This window comes from Desulfobulbus rhabdoformis, from assembly GCF_016919065.1.
Lineage (GTDB): Bacteria > Desulfobacterota > Desulfobulbia > Desulfobulbales > Desulfobulbaceae > Desulfobulbus > Desulfobulbus rhabdoformis.
The window spans coordinates 1-12,259 of sequence record NZ_JAFFQA010000072.1; the positions used below are offsets into that span (position 1 = coordinate 1).

9 protein-coding genes and 1 pseudogene are annotated in these 12,259 nt (G+C 45.1%); all 10 read left to right on the top strand.

The features are described 5' to 3' along the window. A pseudogene (locus tag JWJ90_RS21455) lies at positions 1–199 on the top strand (hypothetical protein); the annotation flags it as partial. A gap of 84 nt (positions 200–283) precedes the next feature. Then, entirely contained in the window at positions 284–1,582 is a 1,299-nt protein-coding gene (locus JWJ90_RS21460; RefSeq protein WP_205229271.1) for an MBL fold metallo-hydrolase, read from the top strand. Then, positions 1,579–2,184 (top strand): Lcl C-terminal domain-containing protein, encoded by a 606-nt coding sequence (locus tag JWJ90_RS21465; RefSeq protein WP_205229272.1) that lies wholly within the window; start codon positions 1,579–1,581, stop codon positions 2,182–2,184. Before JWJ90_RS21460 ends, JWJ90_RS21465 begins: the two co-directional genes overlap by 4 nt. A 532-nt stretch (positions 2,185–2,716) precedes the next feature. Next, on the top strand, positions 2,717–3,505 hold the full coding sequence (locus JWJ90_RS21470) for a cyclic di-GMP-binding domain-containing protein, MshE-related (RefSeq protein ID WP_205229273.1): 789 nt from the start codon (positions 2,717–2,719) through the stop codon (positions 3,503–3,505). Between the two features lie 206 nt (positions 3,506–3,711). Beyond that, positions 3,712–6,438, top strand: coding sequence for a PKD domain-containing protein (locus JWJ90_RS21475; protein ID WP_205229274.1), 2,727 nt, complete (start codon positions 3,712–3,714; stop codon positions 6,436–6,438). A 6-nt stretch (positions 6,439–6,444) separates the two neighbouring features. Next, complete coding sequence (locus JWJ90_RS21480; protein WP_205229275.1) at positions 6,445–7,056, top strand: hypothetical protein; 612 nt, start codon at positions 6,445–6,447, stop codon at positions 7,054–7,056. Positions 7,057–7,501: 445 nt separating this feature from the next. Beyond that, positions 7,502–8,356, top strand: coding sequence for a PKD domain-containing protein (locus JWJ90_RS21485; protein ID WP_205229276.1), 855 nt, complete (start codon positions 7,502–7,504; stop codon positions 8,354–8,356). Positions 8,357–8,969: 613 nt separating this feature from the next. Continuing rightward, a complete protein-coding gene (locus JWJ90_RS21490; RefSeq protein ID WP_205229277.1) occupies positions 8,970–9,194 on the top strand; it encodes a hypothetical protein in 225 nt (74 codons plus the stop codon). 523 nt (positions 9,195–9,717) lie between these two features. Further along, entirely contained in the window at positions 9,718–10,674 is a 957-nt protein-coding gene (locus JWJ90_RS21495; protein ID WP_205229278.1) for a glycosyltransferase, read from the top strand. Positions 10,675–10,922: 248 nt separating this feature from the next. Continuing rightward, the gene (locus JWJ90_RS21500) at positions 10,923–12,059 is read left to right on the top strand and encodes a hypothetical protein (RefSeq protein WP_205229279.1); all 1,137 of its coding nucleotides are present in this window, start codon (positions 10,923–10,925) and stop codon (positions 12,057–12,059) included. The last annotated feature ends 200 nt before the right edge of the window (positions 12,060–12,259 follow it).

A 12,259-nucleotide genomic window follows, 5' to 3' on the forward strand; every position in this document is an offset into this window, starting at 1 on the left:
ACGGATCACCAACAAAACGGAAATACCGCTCTTGAGCTGCGCTGATATTGCGGTAATTCTCAAGGCTACTTTGCCCCGACGAGACATTACGGAATCTGAAATGTTGGAGCAGTTGGAAAAGCGACACCGAAAACGACAGGCATCCATCGATTCTGCGTATAAAGCACAGAGTGAAGAGAAGTTATGCTCTGCCGGATGATCCCCAAAGTAGAATTAAGAGGATACCTTATTCAGTGATCAACCGCTGTCACGGATTTAGGGCCAATTAAGAGTGTATTGTGCAATGATTCCTCGAATATTCCATCTTGGTGCAAAAAACTGTGTTACTGGATCCTGTCACCTCATTGAAACTCAACCGGGATCACCCGAGAGTGTCAATATCCTCATTGACTGCGGTACTGCCTACGGGGACGATCCTGTCCTTCCTTTCGATCAGTTTCCTGTCACTCCTGAGTCTATCCAGTATCTTTTTTTGACGCATGCCCATATAGACCATATCGGGCGTGTTCCGGAATTTATCGCAGCCGGATTTCGTGGGGAAATAATTTGTACACATGCAACAAAGGCTTTGCTGCTCCCCATGTTACACGATGCGCTCTCTTTTTCCCGAGATCGTTGGAGCCGTGGTGAAGTGCAAAAGCTAGAATCACGTATCGATGAACTCTCGTGGGGTTTTGAACTCCACGATGTCTATGACCTACGAAAAGGGATCACCTTTACGCTTAAAAATGCCGGTCATATCCTTGGCTCCTGCTTTATCCAGTTGAGTTTCCCCGTAGACAGTGATCAAAAATATCGGGTGATCTTTTCTGGTGATCTAGGCTGTTCCGACACACCAATATTACCCGACCCCGACAAGCCGGAAAGCTGTGATCTCCTGATCCTTGAGTCAACCTACGGCAATCGCCTCCATCCAGAGCGAAAAAATAGAGTTGAAGCCTTGCGACGGTTACTGGAAAAGGCCCTGGCTGATAAAGGGATTGTATACATCCCAGCCTTCGCCCTGGGCCGTACTCAGGAACTGCTCTATGAGCTCGATAGAATTAACGTCGATGTCCCTGTCTTTGTAGATTCCCCCCTGGGACTTACAATCACCGATATTTATTCAAGTCTTGAATCGTTTTGGGATAAAGACTCGCAGGCGTTGATGGCTCGGGGAGATCACCCCTTTGACTTCAAGGGCCTCTATGCGGTCCGAAAATTCAGAGATCATGAAAAACTGCTGAATATAAAGGGGCCTGCCATTATCATTGCCGGGAGTGGCATGTGCACCGGCGGACGAATTCTCGATCATCTTGATCAGGGCCTGAGTGACTCCAGAAACGATGTGTTTTTTGTCGGCTACCAGGCTCATGGAACCTTGGGGAGAAAAATAATAGAAGGGAAAGTTCCAGTGCGGGCCGCCGTCCATAACCTGGGCGGTTACTCTGCCCATGCCGATCAGCGAATGCTTATGGATTGGGTACGCTCTATGCCGGAACCTCCTGGTGAAATCCGTTTAGTCCATGGTGATGCTAAGGCTCGTGAGGCGCTTTTGGGGGCCTTAGGAGAGAGTGTCGCTTGTCATGAGGAGAGGGCATGAGGTTACGTTTTCAGTTATATTGTATCTTTGCAATTACAATCTTTTTGTACTGTTCAACAGCCAATGCTTATTCATGGAATGACGAAAATCTACTTTATGATGAAAATTTACATGTTTTTTGGCTGAAAACGGAGACCCTTAGAGATGCATTAACCGATCAAGAGGATAAGGTCGGAACTCGACAAGATGCCTTGGATTGGATAAATGGCCTTAACACTTTAAACGATGGAATGGGGGCTGGTGGGTATACCGATTGGCGTCTGCCATCCTATGACCAAGGTGAACTAGAGAGTTTATATAATTTACTTACCCCGATTGCGGATGATACCCCGTATAAAGAGTACTGTTTTTGGTATGAGGAACTTGTTCCTGACGATGATATTCCTCAAGATATAAAAGATATTTTAGATACAGATTACGGATGGGCGTTTGATTTTCGCCATGGAACAACTTTTTATCAGTCAGTAGGAATTAAAGTCAATGCTTACGCCCTTCTTCCCGCCTCTTCTGTCCCTTTGCCTTTGCCTTTGCCTTCCTCCGCAATACTTTTTTTAGCTGGTTTGCTCATCCTTGCTCGTTCTCGATCTTCCCAAAAAAATTGAGCTTCTCGCTGAGGGGCGAATCATTGTACCCGTATTTCAAATTACCTTTTTGAATTACATTTAAATTTCTCTCTTGTAATCTCCCTTTTCTTCCCCCTATAATAACCCATATATACAAAAAAAGTCTTACTTACAGTGAGTTAAATTTTTTGTACTTTAACCTGCTGCAAGGGGCGTAAGCATCGAAATGAAGAACTTGGTGCCTCTATTGTGTACTTTGAATGATTAGATTTTTCCTGAGTTTTGGTATTCGAAAATTTTGACTTTTTCACTCTGTGCCCCTGTTAAAGATCGTTGTTTAGGGGCAAGTAAAATTCAAAAGATGGGTGGATAGTTGTTAGGTATTTTGGGATCACTGATTATGAGATTGACAGATTCAAACCTGAATACGTAACGTAGGCTGTAACTGAACAATAAACTAATTTTTTATAAATTTTCGTTTGTTTAAAATGGTATATTTTTCAGTAATCACCCGCTTTCACGGATTCAGGTCAAAATTCCCTCAATTCTCTTCATAGGAAGGAGATAGATAATGGCTGAGAAAAAACGTCTTGGAGAGCTTTTGGTCGATGCTGGTTTGGTCACTCCTGAGGTAGTAGAGCGTGCGTTGCAGATGCAGGTTCTGCGAGGTGGTCGTCTTGGAGAAATCTTGGTGAGCATGGGAGCCATTACCGATGACCAACAAACGGAATTTGCTGCACAGCAACTCGGGCTATCGGTAGTCAACCCCAGCGATCTCTACACGGATACGGTCAGAGGGATTTTGCCACGGTATATCTGTCAGAAATTCAATATTATGCCCCTGAGTTACGAAGGTGACAATATTCTTAATTTGGCGATGTGGGATCCTCTTGATCACGAAGCCATTGAGAGCGTTGAGAAATGTACCGGTAAAGCGGTTCAGCCTTGTCTTGCAAGAAAAACAGACATAACCAAGGCCATTCGCAAGCATGTTAAACTGACCTTCACCGATATATTTAACCCGTTGAATAACACACCTCTTGCCCGAGGACTTGCCGTAGCCGCTGTTGTTCTGGTGGTTTTCGGGTCAGTCGTCTCCTATCAGTATTACAAAGAATTGAAATATGGGACTGTAACCCATACAGCCGATGCGACTCTCTATAAAAACAGAGATCTCATCGTTGGCATTGATAAAGCGGGGAAGGCCACCCTGCTTGGCAGGGGCGCTTACGCAGATGGCTACTATCGAATAACATTTGATTCCGTCGATTTATTGGGAAACTTCATCGAGAAGCAAAAGGATCATTTGTCCGATACCCAGTACGAATGGGCCCAGTGGGCGCTTACGATGGTGAAGTAACGGGATCAGGAGCTTGGATTACAGAAAAGTAATCGGAGGGGGCCTGTCTGGAATGCTTTTTGTCTAACCTGCTTGAAATAATGGGGAAATTAAATGTGCTGCTTTGGCACATTGCATGCTTCTAGGTTGGTAAAGCTGCCCAATCTCCTGAATTCGTAGCCATACGCCGTCGAGAATTCAGGAATCCATTTCACACGGGGAATAATATGCAAGGATCAATTATCCGCCTTCTAGCCATCTTCATCTGCGGATTAACGCTCGTTGCGTCAGCAGCAGCAGAGTCAATACATATCGAATGGGGCTATACCCCTCCCTCCGAGCCAGCTGTAACCGGTTTTGTACTGTATCAGGAGGGGGCCGCTGTCTGCCTGACGCAAAATCCCGACGCAACATCCATGGATTGCGAAGTTACCTTGACTGAAGCAACCACCAATTTCACCCTGACCGCCACCTTCAGTGACGGAACAGAAAGCCCCCATTCTGCCCCCTTTGCCTTTGTGGATGATGGGGCCACACCCACAGATGGAACAACAGATGAGACGGCGACGGATGGAACCACTACAGATGACTCATCAACGGTAACGATTACGGGAATTACTGGAAGCAAGCTCTTTACCTTTTCCTGGGAACAGCCGACTGATGTTTCAAGTATTGCCGGGTATCGTGTCTACCTGAACGGCTCCGCGCTTTGTGAAACTAATTCACCAACCGACACTTCGATTGCCTGCACCGCAAATCTTCTCCCTGAAACTATGACCTTCAGCATGAGCCAACTCAATACGGATGGCACGGAGAGTGAGCAGTCCAATCTTCTAGTTTTTGATCCCACCACCTACCCGGAAACCTATACCTTTAAGTTGCTCGATTTCTCTTGGGAGTTCACCGGGGAGGAAACCGCAATAAGTGGGTTCCGTGTTTTTCAGAATAGTTTACCTATCTGTGAAGCAATGGATCCGACCGCGCGAACGCTGGCTTGTACCGTGGACATCCCTACAGGCAGTATCCTCTATGGAGTGAAGGCTGTTAATCTTGATGGAACTCTGACTGAACTTTCCAATATGCTAGCGTATGTACCTGATGCCTCCACCCCCACTGAGGAGACTGTTCCGCTGGCAGCGGTTTTTACAGGAGATCCTTTAACGGGCACCGCTCCCCTAACAGTGAGTTTTGACGCAACAGCATCAACCGGGACCATCAGTGACTATGCTTGGGACTTTGGTGATGGCTCTGTTGGTTCCAGCTCCACGGTGAGTCATAATTTTACTGCAGCCGGTACCTACACAGCAACACTAGTTATTACAGATAGCGCTGGGGCAAGCAGTAGCGCTACGGTTGCTGTGCAAGTCACTGAGCCTGAGGTCGCTGCAACACCTCCTGTCGCCGTTGTTTCTTCTTCGGCAGCCGCGGGATCTGCACCGCTTTCTGTCACTTTTGATGGTTCTGGCTCTACTGCAACCTCACCAGCAACCATTACGAGTTATTCCTGGAGTTTCGGCGATGGCACTACCGCAACCGGGGCGTCAGTCAGTCATTCCTTTACTGCAGCCGGTACCTATACTACCGAGTTAACCGTGACCGATAGTAACGGATTGACCAGCGCGACCTCAACCCCTGTGGTTGTTACTGCAGCACCTGCTAACGTAGCGCCAACAGCAGTTATCAGTGTCAATCCTACAACAGGCACAGCCCCGTTGACCGTGAGCTTTGATGGCTCTTCCTCAGAGGACAGCGATGGTTCTATTGCATCCTATACCTGGTATTTTGGTGATGGAAGTTCAGGAACCGGAAAGACCGTAACTCATACCTACACAACAGAAGCGACCTTTACGGCTACTCTCCAGGTGACAGACGATATAGGAGCCACAGGTGCTGCCTCGACTACGATCACAGTTCAAGCCGAAGAAGAGGAGGCTGAGCTGAATCTGGAGGTCGGTGAGATCGGAGTGACGGGTGATTGGAGCCGTGTTTCATTCAGTAATACATTTACCAATCCAATCGTCATAGCTGGTCCCGCCAGTTACAACGACGCTGAGCCCGGAGTTATCCGTGTGCGCAATATTGATGCAAGCGGCTTTGACATCAAGTTCGCCGAATGGGATTATCTCGACAAAACACACCCAGAAGAAGTCGTCAGCTTTATCGCTATTGAAAAAGGCCAATACACCTTACCCGATGGTTCCAAGCTGGAAGCGGGTACCTTTGCCGGATCCACAAAATGGGCAACAATTTCTTTTAGCGAGACATTTGCCCAAACACCTGTGGTCATAACAACGGTCGCCACAGCAAATGAAAGCGAAACAATCAGCGGTCGTGTAAAAGCTGTTTCAACCACAGGCTTTTCCTACTACTTCCGTGAGCAAGAGGTTAATGTTAATAAACACGCAGCTGAAACGATCAATTACATTGCCTGGGAGCCCGGTCAAGGCACTCTGGGAGAAATGATGCAATACACCATTGCTACAACCGCAGATGCCGTCCAACATGCCTGGTATAACCTAGCATTTCCATCCGCTCAGGAAAGTGCACCGTTGATCCTCGCAGATATGCAGTCAACAGATGGTGGTGACACTTCTGCTCTGAGAATGCAAAACCTGACTGCAACAGGGATGGAAGTGAAAGTAGAAGAGGAGCAATCCAAAGATTCGGAAGTGTCTCACACCACAGAATCGGTTGGTTATATAGCCTTGAGTCAGAAAGTGGAAACTGTGCAAGCAACCTTTACCTGGGAATTTGATAGCGCCCAAGAGGCCAATATAAGTGGTTTTCAAGTCTTGGCTAACGGTGAGGTGATTTGCACAACCGACCAGCCCACCGACCGGGACCTTAGCTGCGAAATCACACAGCCAGCAGGTCAAACAGTGTTCAACGTCCGTGCAACCGAAGTAATAGGTACTACCAGTGAGGTCTCAAACAGCGTGACATATACGCCATGAAAAAAAGTGGATCAAAGAAGCGTGGTCTTTGCTGTCTCGCCCAAATGGTCGACGGTGTCGTTCAACGAAGCCTTTACGATTACACCTGTGGTTATCACCACGATCGCCATGGAAAATGAATTCGAGGCCATTAGCGGCCGCATCAAGGATGCCACAACAACCACATTTTCCTACTATTTCCGTGAGCAGGAAAAGAATGTGAATAAGCATGCAGAAGAAACCGTTCATTATCTCGCATGGGAACCAGGAACAAGCAGCCTTGGCGATATGCAATACTGGGGTGGTGCCACGGCAACTGGAGCGAGAGACGCCTGGTCGACCATCACCTTCCCAAGTGCAGGAACTGATTTGCCACTTCTTCTGGCTGATATGCAGACAACCGCCGACGTTCAGCCTGCGGCAATCAGAATGCAAAACCTCTCAGCAACAGGAGTAGAGGTAAAAGTAGAGGAAGAGCAATCCAAGGATATGGAAGTTACCCACTCCGAGGAGATCGTTGGCTACATTGCCCTGAGTCAGAAAGTATCAGAAAAGACGGTACTGGCAACCTTTAACTGGGAGTTTGATGCTGACCAGGAATCCAACATCAGCGGTTTTCAAATTCTGGCTAATGGCTAGGTGGTCTGTACCAGTGATAAGTCAGCAGACCGACAACTGAGCTGTGAAATGACCATGCCAACCGACCTCACCTCCTTCACCAGCCAGGCGATCGATACTGTGACGGTGCGGTAGGCAATGCCTCAAACAGCCTGAGTTATAAGCCATGACCGGAAAACAAAGTATCCCGGAAGGCTGGCCCCTATTGGTTGAAATGACACTCTAAGCTGTCATTTTAACCGCAGGGAGAAATCCCAAACAAGATGGTTTCGTAAAAAGTCAAAAGATGAAAAGCACCGCATTGTAAAAAACAGTGAATTGTGGATCTTGGAACATCGTTTTCGTGGCTTTTCACGAGAACGACAATCAAGAAAACAACCACGGCACCAAAAAACAGCCCATGAAAACAAGACCCTGCAAACCAACAAACGAAAAAACTGGTACAACTTTATCCAGGAGAATAAGAATGAACGCATCCACCATCCTCACAGGCCTGTTTTCCCTGTGCCTCTTCTCCCCGGCAATGGCAGCCGACTTCTCCGGTAACCTTAAGGAAATCAGTATTACTGATGCAGCCGCGACCAACAAGCCACCCACAGCCTCATTCACGTATGCAAACAATGGTGGAATATTCACCTTTGACGCCAGCGGTTCCACCGACTCTGATGGTGCGATAACCGAATATCGTTGGGATTTTGGCAACGGCATAAAAGGAACGGGAGCAACAGCCACAGTAACGTACACTCCAGGTACATACCCTGTTACCCTGACCGTCGTCGACGACGCCGAGGGCGTGGCTCTAGCCCAGCAGAGTATCAATTATGCTGAAGGGATGGTGCTTGAGGATGCGGAAGACGGGACTACATTAGGATGGACAATTTATGATAACACTCCAGAGGGAGCAACGTTTACCAACGAATTCGACACCGCACGGAACAGTAGGGTAATATCGTTGAAAGGCAGCGACAGGGACAATGGTTTTGCATTGGCCAATGATGATGGTTCTGGCTTGCTTATCGAGGATAAATTAACCATAAGCCTGAGTTTTGCGACATCTGGAAGCTACATGCTTTATATCCAGACAACCACGTCTGCGGGCAAGCGGTATCTGGTCTACTCCGAAGCAGATACCGACAAATTGGGAACCAGCACCTATATCTATTATGGCCTAGGCCAGACCTCAATGGACGGCGCCTGGAAAAATGTCACTAGAGATTTGCAAACGGATCTGACAACCGCTCAGCCTGGCGTCACACTGATGAGTGTGGATAAAGTATTAGTTAGAGGAGCAATGAAAATAGACGATATCATATTGAAATGACATTTTTTTTGCAGGTATCCTGCGTAAAATAAAATCGAATTATTCCCCTGTATTGATCGAAAAATTATTATAAACCCCCCCTCTAAATATTACTCAGCAGGAGAAGGGGAGATGAGAACATTGCAACCAGACACCCCTACTCATTTTAAGGACTTTAAAGATCCAAGAGTCGAAGTAAAAACCAGGACCTGCTCATCGTATTATTATCATTGTCATCTGCGCCATGGTGTCCGGTGTGTCTGGTTGGGAGTAGATTGAAATTTTAGGAAAAGCCAAGCAGGAAAGGCTTTCTATTTATTTTAGAAATCCCCAACGGCATTCCTGGCCACGATACATTTCGACGAGTCTTATTTCGCCTTAGTGCTAAGCTTTTCCAAGAGTGCTTTTTCAGTGGGTACACTCCATAGTCAACGTTGTCGATGGCGAGATTATCTCGATTGATGGCAAAACTTTGAGGCGATCATACGATTCCGGCTCTGGTAAATCACCCGTTCACATGGTGAGTGCATGGGCGGCGGAAAACCGAAGAAAAATCCAACGAAATCATAGCAATCCCGGAATTGTTAAAATTGTTGGAAATCAACGGCTGTATCGTGACCATTGACGTCATGGGATGTCAGAAAAGATAGCCGCACAGATGGTCGAGCAAAGTGGTGATTATGTGTTGGGATTAAAAGGTAACCAAAGTTACTTGCTCGAAGCTGTCGAAACAGTTTTTAGCCAGGCGGATGCCAATACACTTACAACGGCGAGAAGTTCGATTTCTATCAAATCGAAAACAAGGGGCATGGTCACCATAAAATCCGTTTCCATTTCACCACCGATGCAACAGAGTTAGCCATGCTCTCCTCAATTGAAGGGCCTTCGGACCATTGGTGTTGTCGTTTAAGAACGGACCAAAAAAAGCATAGAGTGCCTATACCATATATCGAGCCATGGAAATAAGGCCGAGCTTTTTGCCAAAGTGGTCCGATCTTGTTGGGGCATAGAAAATCGATTTCACTAGGTGCTTGATGTCACTTTTCGAGAAGATGAAGCTGGATCTCGAAAGGTGATGCTCCTGAAAATTTTGCCGTGCTGCGGCATATAGCCCGCAATCTTTTAGAGCGCGAGAAAACCAAAATGAGTATCAAGTAGAAACAATTCAGGGCCGCAGCGACAACTCTTTCCTTGCCAACGTGTGGCTGGCAAAGATTTTCGTGTGCTTGCCTTGGCGCCCTGATGAAACGCAACGGCATTGAGGCATTGCACCGCAAGCCGGGTACTTGCAAAAAACACCCCTGCTATAAGGCCTACTCCCTATTTGTTGCTTAGTATTCAGTAAATCGTTCAATCAAAAAAACAAAATTTATGCATTTGAAATGAAAAAAAAAATATGGTTCACCTGGGAATATCAAAGAAGAAATAAATCTTTAAGTAAAGAAGTAGATGCTGAACTTTTTGAAATTGTGACGAAAAAGAAATATATAGCTAGATATATTATATCTTCATATAATACCGTGAAAATTGTCCGGAAGGAGAAACCTGATATTTTATTTTGCCAAAATCCATCTATAATGCTTTCATTTCTTTGTCTTTTTCTGAGAAAAATATATAAATTTAAAGTTGTTGTAGATGAGCATTATGCAGGGCTATACCCGCTCGAAGGGAAATTTTTTATACTAAATTCAATTGCAAAATATATATCAATCAAATCTGACTATGTTATTGTTACAACAAAAAAATTATGTGATGAGGTTAAATTATGGGGGGGGACCCCTTTTATTCTAGAAGATCCAATCCCATTATTCGACGAACCAATAAATGATATTGTTATGCCCAGTACATATAATGTTTTATATATATGTTCTTGGTCTAAGGATGAGCCATTCGATGAGGCCATAAATGCATTTTCTGAAATGAAATTCATGAATTTTTATATTAGTGGAAAATATAGTAATAAGATAAAAACAAAAAACATTTGCAAGAATATCAATTTGACAGGATATGTCAGCGAAAAAGAATATATATCTTTGTTGAAAAATGTTGATCTCGTGATTGTTCTTACAAGGAGAGAAGAGTGTCTGAACTGTGGTGCTTATGAAGCCTTATCATTCGAGAAGCCAATGATACTATCGAATACAAAAGCGATCAGGGATTATTTCAATAATGGAGTTGTGTATACCGATAATGATAGAGATTCAATTAAAAAATCATTGATTAACGCCTTTGACCATCAAGATGTGCTTAAAAAAGATATAGCAGTTCTGAAAAAGAGGTTGGATGATGAGTGGAAATTTAAAAAAACAAAAGTATTAAACACTATAGAGGCGAGTTGAAATAATAAGCTTTCTAGTTTTATAGAAAATTAATGGATCAATATTTGTCGAAAATTTCATTTCATTAGATGAAATATTTGAAAAATGCTACGTAGTTCCGGCACTGTCGAGGCGATACATACTACGGTGACCCGATATCTAGCACTATGCCAAAACTGGTGGATAAATAGTGTTGTACCAGTGGAAAAAATTTTCAGCTGAGTTTGAGTGGTAAGCGTATTATATAAATATATAGCTTAGGAGTTTTTATGTTTAAAATTACTGTATCCCTGCTCACCTTTTTTACCTTTTCAGTTGCCCATTCGACCCCATCCATATTAAGTTTTTCCAGTTCACCTGTCGCTGAAAATCAGATTATCATTAGTGGTGCTGACTTTGGGAGTACTGGGCCGAATGTGGTCTTATTCGATGATTTTTCCGAAGATATCGAAGAGGGGGCACAGTTTTCAGCAACAGCCAAGATCGGCACTTGGCAACAGATGCACGCCGTAAAATATTCCGACGCTGCATTGTCGAACGGGCAAGGAGCAAGACTCATACTAGAAGATGGGCACATTCAAAATTACTTTTTATTTCCAGAACCAGCATCGGAGGTGTTTGTCAGTTCTTACGCTTATGTTCCTAGCGGTTACAAATTCCCGACAGCCACTGAATTTGAAACTATGCCGGACGTGTCAGCTTTAAAGCATCACTGGGTCTATTATGGCCCCAATGGTTACGCCAGCGGTGCAGGACATGATGTTTTTGGCCCTAACTGGACGGGGACAAGTTGGATGACCGTCACATCTAACGAAACAAAAGTCTACCTGTATCAAGAATGGAAAAATCCTGGTTGGGAGTGGGGAAAACCAGTTCGGTTGTCGCATTGGCTGAAGGGTAACGAGGCAAATGTCGAAGGTACAGAGGGGGCATTCCAAGGGGTTACATCGACAGGCCAAGTCAATTCTGTTTATAATGAGTCTAATATGGATGGCAAGGTATGGTTTAATCCTGAATATGAGGATAAGGGGATGCCTTATGTATGGGACCGTTTAAGCGTAGTTGGGTATTTCAGGAGTGGTAGTTCCTACCCGACTCATAATTATGTTATCGACGATGTTTATTTGGCTATCGGTCCTAATGCCGCCGCTCGCGTAGAGATAGGCAACGCACCAGTATATGAAAACTGCACGAAGTTGGCTATTGCAACTCCTGACACATGGACGGACACGTCAATTAATGTCACTGTCAGGGGTGGTAGGTTTTCGTCTGATGATTCTGTTTACCTCTTCGTCATTGACGCGAGCAACACCCCTTCAAAAGGGTATGGTCCATTAAGTTTTCAAAATACTGACAGCATGCTTTTGCAGACGCAACCAACAATCATCAACATATTACAGCAATAATGTGCGGAGATTAGTTTCATTCTCAAGTTTTGGACTTGGCTCAGGCAAGGTCACCGAGAGAGTTAACATAATGACAGCAAATCCCATTTTGTCCCCTGGACCGCCAATGTGAATGGTGCTGAAGAGACTTTTGGGTTTTTCTGTGGAGTTTAAGGCATATTTTCAGCGCCTTCTCAGCCCGCTGGCTGCAAGGACCATGT